We start from the raw sequence: 15,108 nt of genomic DNA, 5'->3' as shown, positions 1-15,108 counted from the left end.
ATCAGTCCTCGTTGCCGGAGCGGACGACGCGGCGCTGGACGAGGGTCAGGACGACGACGATCAGGAAGAAGACGACGGTGATCGCGGAAGCCTGGCCGATGTTGTTCTGGTCGAAGGCGGTGGTGACGGCCTGGTACATCACGGTCCGGGTGGCGTCCTCGTCGAGTCCGCCGCCCTTGACGAGGACGTAGACCTGGTCGAAGACACGGAACGACAGCACCGAGGTGAGCAGGGCGACGAAGACGAGGGTGCCGCGGATGCCGGGCAGCGTGACATGGCGGAACTGCTGCCATCGGGAGGCCCGGTCGAGCCGGGCCGCCTCGTAGAGCTCGGAGGGGATCTGCTGAAGGCCGGCGAGCAGGATGACCATCTGGAAGCCGACGCCCTGCCAGACGGACAGCACGATGATCGACGCCATCGCGGTGAGCCCGTCGCCGAGCCAGTCGAAGGCGCCCCAGTTGCCGAGGCTGACCGTGTGCAGCGCCGAGTTGAGCAGGCCGTCGCCGCTGCGGGCGAGGATGAGCCGCCAGACGACGGCGACCAGGGCCATGGGGAAGACGACCGGCAGGAAGAACAGGGACCGGAACAGCCCGATGGCCTTCAGCTTGCGGTTGAGGAGGATCGCCAGCGCCAGCGCCAGTCCGGTCTGCAGCGGGACTACGACCACGGCGAAGGTCAGGTTGTTCAGCAGGGCCCGCAGGAACGGCCCGGACAGGTCGGGGTCGGTGAACAGCCGCCGGTACTGCTCCACGCCGAAGAACGTCGGTGCGAGGGGCGAGCCGAGGCGGACATTGTAGAAGGAGAGCACCACGGCGTAGACGAACGGGACGCCGACGAAGGCGATGAGTCCCACGAGGGCGGGCGCGGACATGAGGAGTCCGTGCAGCCGGTCCCGGTTTCTGCGGGGCGGGCGCGCGGGGCCGGTGGCGCGCGGAGGCGGGCCCTCGCTCCGGTGTCGGCCGGAGGGCGTGGCGGCCGCGGGTTCCACGGTTTTCACGAGTGGTCCTGTTCCCGGCGGGGCGGACGGCCTCGCGCGAGGTCGCGTCGAGGGGTCCGCCCCGGCCGCTCGGTCCTGCGGGGTTACTGGATCCGGTAGCCGGCGTTGTCGGAGAAGTCCTGGTCGATGGCGCGGGCGGCCTTCTCCAGGGCGCTCCTGGGGTCGGCGCCGCCGTAGACCGAGGCCAGGGCCTCGCTGAACTTGGCCGTGACGGTCGGGTATCCGGCGGTGACCGGGCGGGTCACGGCGACGCACGACGTGGTGATGGCGCTGTCGCCGCAGGGCTGGGCGAGCTGGTCGGCGAAGAGCTGGAGCGGTCCGCCCTCCTTGTACAGCGGGCTCTTGGCGAGGACGGAACGGGTGGCGGGCGGGGCGCCGTTGGCCGTGGTCATCGCGGTGACGTTGGTGTCGTTCAGGAGGGCGTCGAGGAAGGCGCCGGCCGCCTTGCCGTTCTTCGTGGCGGCGCCGATGCCCCAGCTCCAGGAGCCCTGACCGGTCTTGGGGCCGTCGCCGAAGTCGGGCAGCGGCAGGACGACGAGGTCGTCACCGAGGGCCTTGCCGTAGGCCGGGTACATCCAGTGGCCGACCCAGCTCAGGGCGACCCTGCCCTTGGCGAAGGCGTTGCCGTCGGTGTTGGGGTCGGTGTACGTCTTCCAGGACTGGAAGGTCTTCAGCGCCGAGGCCACGGCCGGGGTGTCGAGGACGCCCTCGGCCTTGCCGTTCTTCAGCAGGGAGCCGCCCGCCGACCAGACGACCGGGGCGAATCCGTAGGTGCCCCACTCACTGGCGTACCCGTTGTTCTCCTGGAGGTCGAGGCTCTTGCCGTCGGCGTCCTCGGCGGCCAGCTTCTTGACGGCAGCGGTGAACTCGGCCGCGGTCCAGGCGTCGTCGAGCCCGGTGGGGTAGGTGACGCCCGCCGCGTCCAGCAGCTTCTTGTTGCCGTAGACGCCGAGACCTGAGTCGTACATGCCCAGGCCGTAGTGCTTGCCGTCGATCTCGCCCTGCGCCTTGATGGCGTCCGTGGCGTTGGCCATGGTCGTGGCGGAGACGTAGTCGTCGATCGCGGTGAGCTTCTTGTTGTAGACGAAGTTCGCCATGGTCGGGCCGTCGAACTCCATCACGTCCGGCAGCTTGGAGGCGTCGGTGGTCGTGATGGTCTTGGTGTAGTCGGTGTCGGGGATCAGGGTCAGCTCGACCTTGATCTTCTTCTGGGAGGAGTTGAACGTCTTCACCGCGTTCTGCAGGGCCGTGGCCTCAGTGGCCTGCCCCTGGTGGGCCCAGACGGTGATGGTGCCCGTGCCGCTGCCCTGTTCGGCGGAGGTGCCGGTGCCGCCGCCACCGCCGCAGGCGGCCAGCGCCGCCAGGGGGAGGACGAGGGCGAGGGCCGTTCGGGCGGTACGGCGGGATCTTCCGGTGCCGGCGTTCATGGTGGGAGCCTCCGGGGTGGGACGCGGGTGAGGGTGGGTGGTGCGGAGGTGCGCGAAGAGAGGTCGGGATCGGCCCGTGGTGGACGGCGACGCGGCCGGCTGCCCGGTCATCGGGACCGGTCCTGCTCGGCGTCGGTGTCGGTGCCCGGCTCCTTGACGACGAGGGGCCGCAGCTCCCAGGCGTCGATCGCGTAGCTGAGACGGGTGTCGGGCGCGGTGCGGGCCTGAAGTCGCCACGGGCCGTCGCCGGTCGGGTAGCAGCGCAGGGTGAGCACCTGGTCGGTGGAGGTCAGGAAGACCTCGGCGATGGAGTGGTCGACGACCAGCCGCAGCTCGACCGGACCGTCGGGGCAGGGCAGCCGATGGGTGCCGCCGTGGGCGCGGGGGTCCCGCGAGGCGTGGTCGCGGTCGACCACCAGCTCGCCCGCGGCGGGGTCGAGGCGGAGGTCCAGATACTCGGTTCCCTCCGTGTCGGTGACCAGGCGCAGGCCCGCCGTGCCCGTGGCCTCCAGGCGCGCCGTCAGGTCGAAGGCGCGGCCCACGCCGCCCAGTTCCACGGGCTCGGGGCCCTCGGTCACGCCCTCGGCGCTCACGGTGTGCTCGCCGCGCAGGGCGAGCAGCTCGGCGGCGGGCCGCTGCCGGAGCGTGCCGTCGGCGTCGACCGAGATCTCGCGGGGCAGGGTCAGCACGCCGGCCCAGCCGTCCGCGACCGGCCAGGATTCCTCGCGGGCCTCCGGGGACCAGCCCCAGAGCAGCCAGCGGTCGCCGGGGGCGCGCAGGAGGGCCGGTGCGTAGCAGTCCGGGCCGTGGTCCACGAGGACGGGGGCGCCGGCCTCGAGGACGTCGCCGTTCTCTCTGCCGACCAGGGCCGTGACGCAGCGTTCGCCGTCGTGGGCGTTCCATGCGCTGAACAGGAGGGCGCCGGGGCGTCCGGCCTGCTCCGGCAGGTACTGGGGGCATTCCCAGCCCTCGCCGGTGTGCAGGCCGGTGCCGCCGACCGGTTCCTGCCGGCGGGCGTCGAAGAGGCCCCGGTAGGTCCAGTCCTCCAGGTCGGGCGACTCGTACAGCAGGGCCGCGCCGCGGCCGTCCGTGAGGGCGGCGCCGACGAGCATCCGCCACCGGTCCGTGTCCCGCCAGACGTACGGGTCGCGGTACATGGTGCAGTCCTCGGGCCAGCCGGCGACGACCGGTGCGCGCCGCGGGGTGAAGGTCAGGCCGCCGTCGTGGGAGGTGGCGGAGGTGACCGGCTGGTGCTGGGGTGAGCGGTCCTCTCGGTGCGCGGAGTAGAAGGCGACCAGCCGGTCGCCGTCGGAGACGGCGTTGCCGGAGAAGCAGCCGTCGGCGTCCACGCCGCCCGGCGTCGGCGACAGGGCGATCGGCAGCGGCTCCCAGGTCAGCAGGTCGGAGCTGCGGAAGTGGCCCCAGTGCATGTGCGCGTGGGTCGCGCCATGGGGGTTGTACTGGTAGCAGACGTGGTAGTGGCCGTCGTGGAAGACCAGTCCGTTGGGGTCGTTGATCCAGTTCCGGGGCGGGCGCAGATGCGCGACCGGGCGGTGTGGATCGCAGGGCGCGGTGGACACACACGTGCCTTTCGAGGTGCGAAGAGCAGGCGGGGACGGCCGGTCACCGGACAACGGCCGGCGGCGGTCCCCTCGGAGAACGCGATGACGTGCCTTCCGGCGGTACCCGCCGCGCGCGGCACGCCGGACGGGGCGGCGCGGGCGCGGGCCGGCCGCGGGCCGGCGGCGGGACGCGGGAAAGGGGTGCGGAAGAGCCGACCTCGGTCGGCGGGGAGCGGGTGGCGCGGGCTCAGTACCCGTGTGCCCGAGCGGTGGAGGCCGGCCGACGGCGCTGGTTCGAGGACTCGTTGAAAGTCTCGGGGGTCATATGTGTACCCTCACTGTGTTCACGTACCGACAGGACCGACGACCGGTTGCGACGGTCGCCTGTCATGGTGCAGATGCTTCGCCGTCCCGGGGTCAGAGTCGGGGCGGCGAAGCGACCGATGCCCGCGCCACCAGCGGGCACAGCAGTTTCTCCTGAATGTCCGGGCCCGGTGGCCGGCCCGGAGTCCTGGTGAGTGCGAGCAACTGGGCCACGGCCCGTGCCCCCATCTCGTAGTGCGGCAGCTGAACCGTCGTCAGCTGGGGGTGGACCGACTCGCAGACCAGTTCCTGGTTGTCGAAGCCGATGACCGACAGATCGCCGGGGACGGAGAGTCCCAGTTCGGCGGCGGCGCGGTAGGCACCGGCCGCCATCCGGTCGTTGAAGCAGAACAGCGCCGTGGGGCGCCGGTCCGCCGTCAGCAGCCGCCGGGCGGCCCGGTACCCCGCGCTCACATCGCCGCCGACCGTGTTGAAGGGCACGGCCGTCTCGACGGCGACCAGGGACGGGTCGTAGGCGACACCGATCTCGGCCAGGGCCTTGCGGTAGCCCTCCAGGCGGCCCTGCCGGGCGGGAAGGTCGACGGTCTGGACGGTCATGCCGATCCTGCGGTGCCCGTGGGCGATCAGCTCGCGCACGGCCGTGTAACCGCCCTGGACCTCGTCCGGTACCACGAAGGGGACGGCGGGGTCCTCGGAGCGGGCGTCCAGCAGCACAGTGGGCGTCGAGCCGAGGCTCCCCGGGACGCTCACCACCCGGTGGTACATGGCCGCGTACAGCACGCCGTCGACCTGGCGCTGGAGTAGCATCTCGATGCTCGTGCGCTCCAGTGCGGCGTCGCCGCTGGTGTTGACGAGGAGGAGCACCAGTCCCTCGGCCGCGGCGGCCTCCTGGGCGCCGAGGATCATCCGGCCGGCGTGGGGGGTGGTGGCGATCTCGTCGCTGACGAGGCCGATGGTCTGGGAGCGCTGGGTCCGCAGCCCCCGGGCGAGGCCGTTCGGGGCGTATCCGAGTTCCTCCGCGACCCGCAGGACGCGCTGCCGGGTCTGGGCGCTGGCGCGCTTGCCCTCGACGCCGTTCAGGATGTGCGACACGGTCGCGGTCGACACACCTGCCGCCGCGGCCACGTCCTTGATCCCGATCCGACGCGCCATCGCCCCTGCCCAACGTCCGTACAAAGTAGTGGATACCGGGTTGGTAAATCGTTTAGCCAACCGGTGTGCACATGAGAGTGCCGACGCGCGGGGCTTCTGTCAATGGCTCGTAACAAACTCTTGGCCGGCGTGTGTCGCCGCGGTGTGCTCCCGGCTCGGCGCGAGCTCAGCCGGCGGCGGGGGGCGCGGTCGTCCCGCGCACCTCGAGGGCCGGCGGGGACAGCACGGTCCGCTTGGGCCGCGCCGGGTCCTCGATGCGGTCGAGGAGGTGCTGGGCGGCGCCCCGCCCGACGTCGTGGCTGGCGTTGTCCACCGTGGTCAGCCACAGGTGCCGCAACCGGGACAGGTAGGTGTTGTCGTAGCCGACCAGGGACAGGTCCCGCGGCACCTGGAGGCCGGACTCCTCGGCCGCGGACAGGGCGCCCACACAGGCGATGTCGTTGAAGGCGAAGACGGCGGTCGGCCGCTCGGGTGCGCTGAGCAGCCGGACCATGGCCCGGTAGCCGCCCTCCTCGGTCAGGTCGCCCTGCTCGACCGCGGCCTCCGCCGCGAGCCCGTGTTCGCCCATGACCGTCTCGAAGCTGCGCCGGCGCAGCTCGCCGACGACGCCCGTGCCCGCGATGTGCGCGATACGGCGGTGGCCGAGCGCGATGAGGTGCTCGGTGGCCAGTCGCGCGCCGTGCTCGTCGTCGTTGGCGACGACGTCGACGCGGGGCAGGTCCGGTTCACGGGCGCCCGCCACCACGGTGGGGATGTGGGCGGCCGCGGCGCGCAGCGCCTCCGAAGGAGGAAGGGTGCCGACGGCGATGAGCCCGTCGACCCTGAGCTCGGTGAAGGTGCGGGTGAGGTCCTCGCCGAGGCGGCGGCCCAGTCGGCCGTCGGCGAGCAGCATGCGCAGACCGTTGTCGTGGAGGCGGGAGTTCAGGCCGTCGAGGAGTTCCACGAACCAGGGGTTGCGCAGGTCGTTCAGGAGCACGCCGACCGAGCGGGTGCGGCGCTCGCTGAGACTGCGCGCGGCGGCGTTGGGCCGGTAGCCGAGGGCCTCGACGGCCGCCAGCACGGCCTGCCGCTTCTCGGGACGCACCTGTGCGGAGCCGCGCAGGACCAGGGAGACCAGGGATTTCGACACGCCGGCGCGTTCGGCCACGTCGCGGATCGTCGGGGGTCTCATGGTGTGGACCGTTCCATAAGGTCGTGGGCTTGTCAAAGGGGGCTTCCAGGATTGACACCTGGGTATTCGGGGCCCAGGGTGGGGCCCAGCGCTTGTGGAACGGTCCAAACAGGTAGGGAGAAGGGGTGTCATGGCAAGCACGCTCGGTGTCGCCGTCGTGGGGTTCGGCTGGATGGGGCGGGTGCACACCCAGGCGTACGCCCGGATCGCGCACCACTATCCGCGCCTGGGTCTGCGTCCGGAGCTGATCCGGGTGGCGGAGGAGGTGCCGGGCCGGGCGGAGGAGGCCGCCGCGCAGTTCGGCTTCGCCTCGACCACCCGGGACTGGCGCGAGATCGCCGCCGACCCGCGTGTGCGGGCGGTCAGCATCACCGCGCCGAACTTCCTGCACCGGGAGATCGGTGTGACGATGGCGGAGGCCGGCAAGCACATCTGGATCGAGAAGCCGGTGGGTCTGACCGCCGGCGACGCCGGGGCGGTGGCCGACGCCGTCGCGAAGGCGGGCGTGCAGGGCACGGTCGGCTTCAACTATCGCAACGCGCCCGCCGTCGAGGCCGCCCGTGAGCTGATCGCCTCGGGAGAGATCGGGACGGTCACCCATGTCCGCGTGCGGCTGTTCAGCGACTACGCGGCCCATCCCGAGGGTGCTCTGACCTGGCGTTACGAGCGGGCGCGCGGCGGCAGCGGGGTGCTGGGCGACCTGGCCTCGCACGGCGTGGACCTGGCCCGTTTCCTCCTCGGCGACATCGTCTCCCTCACCGCCGACACCGCGATCTTCGTGCCGGAGCGGGCCCGTCCGACCGGGGCGACGGCCGGTCACACCCGCTCCACGGGCGGCGACCTCGGCCCGGTGGAGAACGAGGACTACGTCAACTGCCTGCTGCGTTTCGCCTCCGGCGCCCGCGGTGTCCTGGAGGCCTGCCGGGTCTCGGTCGGCGAGCAGAACAACTACGGCTTCGAGGTGCACGGCACCCGAGGTGCGGTGTTCTGGGACTTCCGCCGGATGAACGAGCTGGGCGTCAGCCGCGGCACGACGTACCAGGACCAGCCGGTGAGCACGGTGTACGTCGGCCCCGGCGTCGGCGAGTACGGCGCGTTCCAGCCCGGCGCCGCCAACAGCATGGGCTACGACGATCTGAAGGTCGTCGAGGCGTACCGCTTCCTGCGCTCGATCGCCGAGGGCACCCCGTACGGCACGACGCTCACGGACGCGGTCCACAGCGCCGCCGCACTGGAGGCGATGACCCGGTCCGCCGGGACGGGGACGTGGGTGGACCTGGCCTGATCCCGGCGCGCACCGGTGTGCGTGTGATGAGGACCGGTCGTGCGGTGAGGGGCCGTACGGCGCGCGGGGCGGGACCTTCGGCACCTGTGCAAGGGGAGCCGGACGGGCCACTCTGGAAACAGGAGCGGCACCGATCCCCCGCGGTGTCGCTCCGCCGCGTCTCACCCGGTGGGCACGTCCGTCTCCGCGCGCCGGCTGATCCGGCGGCCGGTGACGGCGTACGGGTGGATGCGCACCCATACGTCACGCCGGCCGCCCGCCCACGGGGTGCTGTGGGCCCGCCCCGCCAGGCGATGCGCCTCACCGAGGTCGGTGACCATGCGCGCGTGCCCGCGCACCAGCACGCTCCAGCCCTCGCTGAACGTGTCGTCGATGCGGTCGACCTCGAAGGCGACCGGGCAGCCGACCGCCAGGGACGGTGCCGCGCCCCGCGCGGTCCTGAAGACGATCGTGCCGTCGACGACGCTGTAGTTGACGGGCACGATCACCGGTGCCTGGGCGGTGGGCACCGCCAGCCTGCCCACCCCGTGCGTCGCGAGCAGATCGCCGCACTCGGTCCTGGTCAGCTCGGTGAACTCGGGCGCGTGCCCGGCCCGTCCCGGACCGGGCGGGCGGTCGGCGTCGCCGCCGGTCAGTGCCGACACCGTGGTCTGCAGCACCCCCGCGAGACCGAGGAGGGTTCCCCGGCCCGGGGCGGCCCCGGGGTGCCGTTCCAGGTGCGCCAGATAGCTGGGGGCCATGCCGGCCCGGGCGGCCGTCTCGTGCAGCGACAGTCCGAGCTCGGCTCGCCGCGCGGCGAGCCGACGGCCCAGATCACCCGCGGGCGGCCCCTCCGTCACGGGCACCGCTTGCTGTTCGGCCATGGCCGTCACGTCCTCTCGTGCCACCGTGGAAAATCTCCTACGAGCGGGTCAGCTCGTGGCCGATGCCCGCCGCCCAGGTCTCGATCGCGGTGAAGTCCCGGAAGTCGCCGCCCTTTCCGGAGCGCAGGATCATCCCGGCCACCCGTCCCTTGGCGCCCTCCTCGAGGCGTCCGCCGAACGTGATGTGTCCCCGGGCGTCCAGCCGGGTCATCGCCCGCCGCACGCCCCGTACCGGCGGGATGTCCCGCTCGGACGCCGAGGGGTCCAGCGGCCCGCTGCTGAAGAGCCACACCGGGCGACCGGCCAGTGTCCGGCCGTGGCGCCGGACGAACCGCCGCGCGTCCTTGTGCCAGCGTCCGGCGTACAGGCCGCCGCCGACCACCACGGCGTCGTACGACGCCACACTCGCCACGTCCGGCGCCGGGCGTGCCTCGGCGGACAGCCCGTCCTTGCGCAGGACGGCGGCCACCGCTTCGGCGATCTCCGCCGTCGAACCGTTGGTCGTGCCGTAGGTGACCAGCACCTTGTCGGCCATGACGGTTCGCCTCCTTCCTGATCTCCGTCCCCCGCGTGCGCGCACACGCCCCGGGACACTTCCATCGTCGCGCGGTACGGCGGGGGTGGCACGGGGCCGGACGGGCCGCGCGGGGGGCCGGTCGGCCCCCCCGCCGCGGGCCCGGGGCGGGTACGGTGCGTCCCATGGCCGGCAAGAAGGCGGCGGAGCTGCCGCGCAAGGTGTACGAGAAGGAACTGCTGCGTCTGCAGACGGAGTTGGTGAGGCTCCAGGAGTGGGTGCGGGCGAACGGCGTCCGGCTGGTGGTGGTCTTCGAGGGGCGGGACGCGGCCGGCAAGGGCGGCACGATCAAGCGGGTGGCCGAGCATCTCAACCCGCGCGTGGCCCGGATCGCCGCGCTGCCGAAGCCGACCGAGCGCGAGCGCACCCAGTGGTACTTCCAGCGGTACGTCGAGCATCTGCCGGCCGCCGGGGAGATCGTGCTGTTCGACCGGTCCTGGTACAACCGGGCCGGAGTCGAGCAGGTGATGGGTTTCTGCACGCCGGAGGAGCACCAGCTCTTCCTGCGCCAGTGCCCGGTCTTCGAGCGGATGCTGGTCGAGGACGGCATCCTGCTGCGCAAGTACTGGTTCTCGGTGAGCGACACCGAGCAGCAGGAGCGGTTCCGGCGCCGGCTTCAGGACCCGCTGCGGCGCTGGAAGCTGTCGCCGATGGACCTGGAGTCCCTCACCCACTGGGAGGCGTACTCCCGGGCGAAGGACGAGATGATGGTGCACACCGACATCTCCGAGGCGCCCTGGTACGTCGTCGAGAGCGACGACAAGCGCAAGGCGCGGCTGAACATGATCGCCCATCTGCTGTCGTCCGTGCCGTACCACGAGGTGCCGCCGCCGGTGCTGGAGCTGCCGGAGCGGCCGGCGTCGACGGGCTACCAGCGCCCGCCGCGCGATCTGCGGACCTACGTCCCCGACCACGCGGCCGGTCTCTGAGCGCCGCTACGCCGGTTCGGGCACCACGGCGACGGGGCAGGTGGCCCGGTGCAGGACGCCGTGGGCGACCTGCCCGAGCTGGAGACCTAGGTGCCCATGGGTGCGCCGGGCGCCGACCACCAGCAGCGCGGCGTCCCGGGAGGCGTCCAGCAGGACGTCACGGGCGGGTCCCTCGACGGTACGGCGGCGCAGCTCGACGTCCGCGGGGACGTTGGCCAGGGCCTCCTCCAGAACCCGGGCGGCCTGCTCCTCGTGCAGACGGGCGGGCGCGCCGGTCAGCAGGGGGTGCTCCACGCTCTCCCGCGCCGGGCAGCGCCAGGCCCGTACGGCGTCCAGGGGGACGCCGCGCAGTCGCGCCTCCTCGGCGGCGAAGCGCGTCGCCGCCGAGTCCTTGCCCGTGCCGCCGACGCCGACCACGACACGGCGGCGCGTCCCGCCATCGGAGGGTCCGTCGCGCACCACGACCACCGGGCAGTGGGCGTGCGCGGCCACGGTGAGGCTGACGGAGCCGAGCAGCATCTCGACGACGCTGCCGCGACCCCGGGTGCCGACCACCAGGACACTGGCGCGGCGCCCCTCCCGGACCAGGACGTATTCCGGTTCCTCGGGCACCACCTCGCCGGACACCGTCAGGTCCGGCCGGCGCGCGCGGGCCCGGCCGACCGCCACCGCCACGACGTCGTCGGCGCGGACCTCCTCGAAGGGCCGGTGGTCCCCGGCCAGGGCGGTGCCCTCGTAGCGCTCCCAGAGGGACGCGTACACGACCCTCAGCGGCACCCCCCGCAGCGCGGCCTCGTCGGCCGCCCGGTCGACGGCGCTCAGGCTCGGTTCGGAGCCGTCCACGCCGACGACCACCGGCAGGTCGGCCGTGTTCATCGACCGGCTCCGAGGTCGAAGACGATCCGTGCCTTGACCTGGCCGCGCAGCACCTCGTCGATGGAGTCGTTGACGGAGGCGAGGGGACGGGCCTCGTAGATGACCTGGGTCCGGCCGGCCGCGTGCAGTTGGAAGACCTCGGCGAGGTCCTGGCGGGTGCCGACGATCGAGCCGATGACCGAGGTGCCGCCCAGGACGGTGTCGAAGATCGGCACCCGGACGGTGCCGTGGGCCGGCAGCGCGACCATGACCAGCTTGCCGCCGCGCCGCAGACCGGCGTGGACGGCGGCGAAGGCGGCCTCGTTCACCGCGAGCGCCAGCGCCGCGTGGGCGCCGCCGTGGCGCTGGAGGACCTCGCCGACGTCCTCCTTGCGGGCGTCGATCAGGATGTCCGCGCCGAGTTCGGCGGCCAGGCCCAGCTTGTCGTCGGTGACGTCGATCGCGGCGACGGTGGCGCCGGCGATCTTCGCGTACTGCACGGCGAGATGGCCGAGCCCGCCGACGCCCGAGATCGCGACGAGCTGCGCCGGCCGGACCCCCGCGACCTTCAGCGCCTTGTACGTCGTGACGCCCGCGCAGGTGAGCGGGGCGGCGTCGAAGGGGCTGACGCCGTCGGGCACCGGCTGGGCGAAGTCGGCCCAGGCGAGCATCTTCTCGGCGTAGCCGCCGTCACAGCCGTAGCCGGTGTTGACCTGCTGCTCGCACAGGGTCTCCCAGCCGGACAGACAGTGCTCGCACCGCCCGCACGCCCGGCCCAGCCAGGGCACGGCCACCCGCTGTCCGACGGCGAGGTGGGTCACGCCGGCACCGAGGGCCTCGACCAGGCCGACACCCTCGTGGCCGGGCACGAACGGCGGATTCGGCTTCACGGGCCAGTCGCCGTGCGCGGCGTGGATGTCGGTGTGGCACAGCCCGGAGGCCTCCACCCGGACGCGGACCTGGCCGGGGCCGGGTTCGGGGTCGGGGCGTTCCTCGATGACAAGGGGCTCGCCGAATGCTCGGACGACCGCTGCCTTCATGGGGTCAACTCCTCGGGACGGCCTGTCAGTCGTGGGCGACGACGGCGACGGGGACACTGGCGTGGTGCAGGACGGCGTGGGTGACATGGCCGATGTGGGTGCCGACCGGGTTGCGGCGGGCGCGCCGGCCGACCACGACCAGGGAGGCCTCGTGGGAGGCGTCCACGAGATGGACCGCGGGGCTGCCGTAGCGGGTGACCTCGACGATCTCCACGCCGGGGAACCTGGTCCGCCAGGGGCTGAGCACCTTGGCGAGCTCCTCCGCGGCGGCGAGGGCCAGTGCCTCGTGCAGGGCGGGGTTGGCGGGGGTGGCGTAGGCGTAGTACGGCGGCGGGTTCCAGGCGTGGACGACCCGCAGCGAGGTGGTGCGGCGCAGGGCGGCGTCGAAGGCGAACTCGATCAGCGTCTCGTCGGGGTGCGCGGTGTCGAGTCCGAGGACGACCGGCCGGAAGGGCGCGGCGGCGGACGGAATGCCGGCGGGGTCCGGTTCGTGCTCGTCGGCTGCCTGCTCCAGCGCCCTGACCAGCACCACGGGGCGCTCCGCGTGTGCGACGACGGACAGGCCGACCGAGCCGACCATGAACCCGCCCAGCCCGCCGAGACCGCGCGAGCCGAGGACGAGCAGCTCGGCGTCCTTCGCCGCCTCGGCGAGCACGTCGCCCGGGTGGCCGTGGAGCTGCTCGGTGATCACCTCGACGCCGGGGTGACGCAGTCCGATGCCCGCGGCGGCTTCCCGGGGGATCCGCTCGGTCCAGTGCTGCTGGGTCTCCGCGCCGAGGAGCGGGGCCTGTGCCAGGGGCTCCGGCACCGGCTCCCACACGTGGACGAGCTTCAGCGGCAGGCGGCGCAGCGTCGCCTCGCGCGCGGCCCACTCCGCGGCGGCCCGGCTCTCGGGCGAGCCGTCGAGGCCTACGGTGACAGTGCGGAGCATGATCTCCACCTCCTGGTGGCAAGGGATCCGATTCCAGTGTTGGCTCTTCGGGGCGCGGGCCGCAGGGGCCGGTGGTCCCGGCCGGGGGCCGACCGGCCCCGTTGTGACGGCCCGTCGCCGTCCCGCCGTCAGTCGTGCGGGACGACGGCGACCGGCGCCGAGGCGTGCTGCAGGACGGCGTGCGTCACCGGGCCGATGCGGCCGGCGAGCGGGGTGCGGCGCCTTTCCCGGCCCACGACGACCAGCGCGGCGTCGCGTGCGGCGTGCACGAGATGGCGTCCGGCGCCGCCGACGACCGTCTGCTCGCGGACCTCCACGCCGGGGAACTTGTCCCGCCAGGGCCGCAGCACCTCGCGCAGCCCGTGCCGCGCCTCCTGGGCCAGTTCCGCGTCGAGGCCCGAGTCGAGGACGGCGCCGTAGCCGTAGACGGCCGCGGGGTTCCAGCCGTGGACGACCCGCAGACCGGACGCGCGGCGCCGGGCGGCCTCGAAGGCGAACGCGATGACGGCGTCGGCCGGGTGCTCCAGGTCCACGCCGAGCACGACGTCGCGGTACGGCGTGGTCTCCGACGGGGCGCCGGAGGCGTCCGGCAGATGCTCGTCCTCGGCGCGCCCGCCGGACCGGACGAGGACGACAGGCCGCTCGGCACGCGCCACGACGGCGAGGGCGACGGAGCCGACGAGGAAGCCGGTGACGGTGCCGAGGCCGCGGGAGCCCAGGACCAGCAGGTCGGCGTCCTCGGCGGCGGACAGCAGGGCCGGCACCGCCGGCCGGCGGATCTCCTCGGTGGTGACGCGCAGATCGGGGCGGCGCCGTTCGAGCCGGGACCGGGTGTCCCGGAGCAGCTGCTCGGCCCAGGCGCGCTGTGCGGTGAGCAGTCCGGGCGCGGGGACCCCGCCGAGCGGCGCGTAGAGGGGGACCACCGGTTCCTCGGCGTGGACGAGCCGCAGGAGCGCCTCCTGCTGGGCCGCCTCGCGGGCGGCCCAGTCCGCGGCGGCGAGACTCTCGGGCGAGCCGTCGAGACCGACGGTGATGACGGGCATGTGCGGACCTCCTTGGGGGATGCGCCGTCAGTCTCCGGGGCGGCGCACCCGCCGCAGCAGGGGCCTGAGGTCCTTTCCGGGGGCCGAAGGGCCCTAAGGGACGCACACGGTGACGGCCCGTCAGTCCCGCGGGAGGTCAGGGAGGGAGTCGGGTTCGGGGATGTGGATCCAGCCTTCGGTGCGGGCGGTCGCGGCGTCCTCGGCGGTGGGCCACGCGGTGCGCCCCACGGCGATCGCCCGGGCGGCCAGCGAGGCGATGAGGGCGTCGTAGGCGTCCCGGTCGGCGGCGTACGTCCGGCGTGCCGCGTCGGGGATGTGCAGCCAGGGGGCGGCGGCGGTCAGTTCGGCCACCGTGCCGAGGGTCAGACCCCATCGGTGCCGGGCGGCGGCCGGGTACACCTCGGCCACCCTGCCGGCTCCCGTGCGGTCCACCGGGTGGCCGAGCCGGGCCAGCCGGGCCTGGAGGCGGGCCCAGCGGGCGGCGACGGAGCCGAGCTTGTCGAAGGAGACCGACAGGGGCAGGCGCGGTGCGTGGCGGGCGGCGAGCAGATCGGTACGTCGATAGCGCAGGGCCCGCAGGTCCTCGTCGCCCTCGGTGTCACGGCCCGGCCAGTCGGGGTGCGGGGCGGCGTGGGCGGCCATCGCCTCGACGAACGCGACGGGCCAGCCGAAGGGGCAGTCCACCCCGGCCCGGTCCTCCTCCCCCAGGGCCGTGAGCAGCTCCAGCAGTGTTTCGTCGGTGCAGCGCAGGACGGGGGCGTGGACGACGGCCCGCTTCCCGGACCAGTCGATCACACAGGCGGCGGTACGACGGGGGCGCGCGGAGAGATCCACGCCGACGGTGCGCATGCCGCCAGCATGCCGTGTCCGACGGCGCCTGCCCTCGGTTTTCCCCGCCCCGGCCCCGCCCGGGGCCGTCCGGGGCCGTCCGGGGCCGGGGCCGACCGGCCCAGGT

At 73.5% G+C, this 15,108-nt stretch carries 14 protein-coding genes; 2 read left to right on the top strand and 12 right to left on the bottom strand.

Features of this window, described 5'->3' with window-relative positions; genetic code table 11:
- Position 1: 1 nt before the first annotated feature.
- From OG852_RS42550 to OG852_RS42530, 5 genes are all read right to left on the bottom strand, one after another.
- Positions 2-997 carry a carbohydrate ABC transporter permease gene (locus OG852_RS42550; RefSeq protein WP_443064616.1) on the bottom strand — a complete coding sequence of 332 codons (996 nt, stop codon included), beginning with the start codon at positions 995-997 and terminating at the stop codon, positions 2-4.
- A gap of 83 nt (positions 998-1,080) precedes the next feature.
- A complete protein-coding gene (locus OG852_RS42545) occupies positions 1,081-2,424 on the bottom strand; it encodes an ABC transporter substrate-binding protein (RefSeq protein ID WP_330350670.1) in 1,344 nt (447 codons plus the stop codon).
- Between the two features lie 107 nt (positions 2,425-2,531).
- A complete protein-coding gene (locus OG852_RS42540) occupies positions 2,532-4,004 on the bottom strand; it encodes a glycoside hydrolase family 32 protein (protein WP_330350669.1) in 1,473 nt (490 codons plus the stop codon).
- 399 nt (positions 4,005-4,403) lie between these two features.
- Complete coding sequence (locus tag OG852_RS42535; protein WP_330350668.1) at positions 4,404-5,462, bottom strand: LacI family DNA-binding transcriptional regulator; 1,059 nt, start codon at positions 5,460-5,462, stop codon at positions 4,404-4,406.
- A gap of 166 nt (positions 5,463-5,628) precedes the next feature.
- On the bottom strand, positions 5,629-6,633 hold the full coding sequence (locus OG852_RS42530) for a LacI family DNA-binding transcriptional regulator (RefSeq protein WP_330350667.1): 1,005 nt from the start codon (positions 6,631-6,633) through the stop codon (positions 5,629-5,631).
- 130 nt (positions 6,634-6,763) lie between these two features.
- Here OG852_RS42530 and OG852_RS42525 point away from each other — a divergent pair, with 130 nt between their 5' ends.
- On the top strand, positions 6,764-7,918 hold the full coding sequence (locus OG852_RS42525) for a Gfo/Idh/MocA family protein (protein ID WP_330350666.1): 1,155 nt from the start codon (positions 6,764-6,766) through the stop codon (positions 7,916-7,918).
- Between the two features lie 161 nt (positions 7,919-8,079).
- Here the strand turns inward: OG852_RS42525 and OG852_RS42520 are convergent, their stop codons facing one another.
- Positions 8,080-8,781, bottom strand: a complete 702-nt coding sequence (locus tag OG852_RS42520; protein WP_330351598.1) for a helix-turn-helix domain-containing protein — start codon at positions 8,779-8,781, stop codon at positions 8,080-8,082.
- A gap of 37 nt (positions 8,782-8,818) precedes the next feature.
- Entirely contained in the window at positions 8,819-9,316 is a 498-nt protein-coding gene (locus tag OG852_RS42515; protein WP_133913091.1) for a flavodoxin domain-containing protein, read from the bottom strand.
- 164 nt (positions 9,317-9,480) lie between these two features.
- On the opposite strand from OG852_RS42515, the gene ppk2 reads away from it, so the two are divergent.
- Complete coding sequence (gene ppk2 / locus OG852_RS42510; RefSeq protein WP_133913090.1) at positions 9,481-10,284, top strand: polyphosphate kinase 2; 804 nt, start codon at positions 9,481-9,483, stop codon at positions 10,282-10,284.
- A gap of 6 nt (positions 10,285-10,290) precedes the next feature.
- Here ppk2 and OG852_RS42505 read toward each other — a convergent pair whose 3' ends face one another.
- The 5 genes from OG852_RS42505 to OG852_RS42485 all read right to left on the bottom strand — a co-directional run bounded on the left by OG852_RS42505 (position 10,291) and on the right by OG852_RS42485 (position 15,002).
- Positions 10,291-11,160, bottom strand: a complete 870-nt coding sequence (locus tag OG852_RS42505) for a universal stress protein (protein WP_133913089.1) — start codon at positions 11,158-11,160, stop codon at positions 10,291-10,293.
- On the bottom strand, positions 11,157-12,179 hold the full coding sequence (locus OG852_RS42500; protein ID WP_133913088.1) for a zinc-dependent alcohol dehydrogenase: 1,023 nt from the start codon (positions 12,177-12,179) through the stop codon (positions 11,157-11,159). Before OG852_RS42500 ends, OG852_RS42505 begins: the two co-directional genes overlap by 4 nt.
- A 25-nt stretch (positions 12,180-12,204) precedes the next feature.
- Positions 12,205-13,110 (bottom strand): universal stress protein, encoded by a 906-nt coding sequence (locus tag OG852_RS42495; RefSeq protein WP_330350665.1) that lies wholly within the window; start codon positions 13,108-13,110, stop codon positions 12,205-12,207.
- Between the two features lie 128 nt (positions 13,111-13,238).
- The gene (locus OG852_RS42490; RefSeq protein WP_133913086.1) at positions 13,239-14,153 is read right to left on the bottom strand and encodes a universal stress protein; all 915 of its coding nucleotides are present in this window, start codon (positions 14,151-14,153) and stop codon (positions 13,239-13,241) included.
- Positions 14,154-14,273: 120 nt separating this feature from the next.
- Positions 14,274-15,002: a DUF429 domain-containing protein gene (locus tag OG852_RS42485; RefSeq protein WP_330350664.1), complete on the bottom strand. Its 729-nt coding sequence runs from the start codon at positions 15,000-15,002 to the stop codon at positions 14,274-14,276.
- Positions 15,003-15,108 lie beyond the last annotated feature (106 nt).

It is taken from the genome of Streptomyces sp. NBC_00582 (genome assembly GCF_036345155.1).
Classification (GTDB): Bacteria; Actinomycetota; Actinomycetes; order Streptomycetales; family Streptomycetaceae; genus Streptomyces.
Note: the sequence above shows the minus strand (reverse complement) of the source record. Positions and strands in the feature narration are given on the sequence as shown.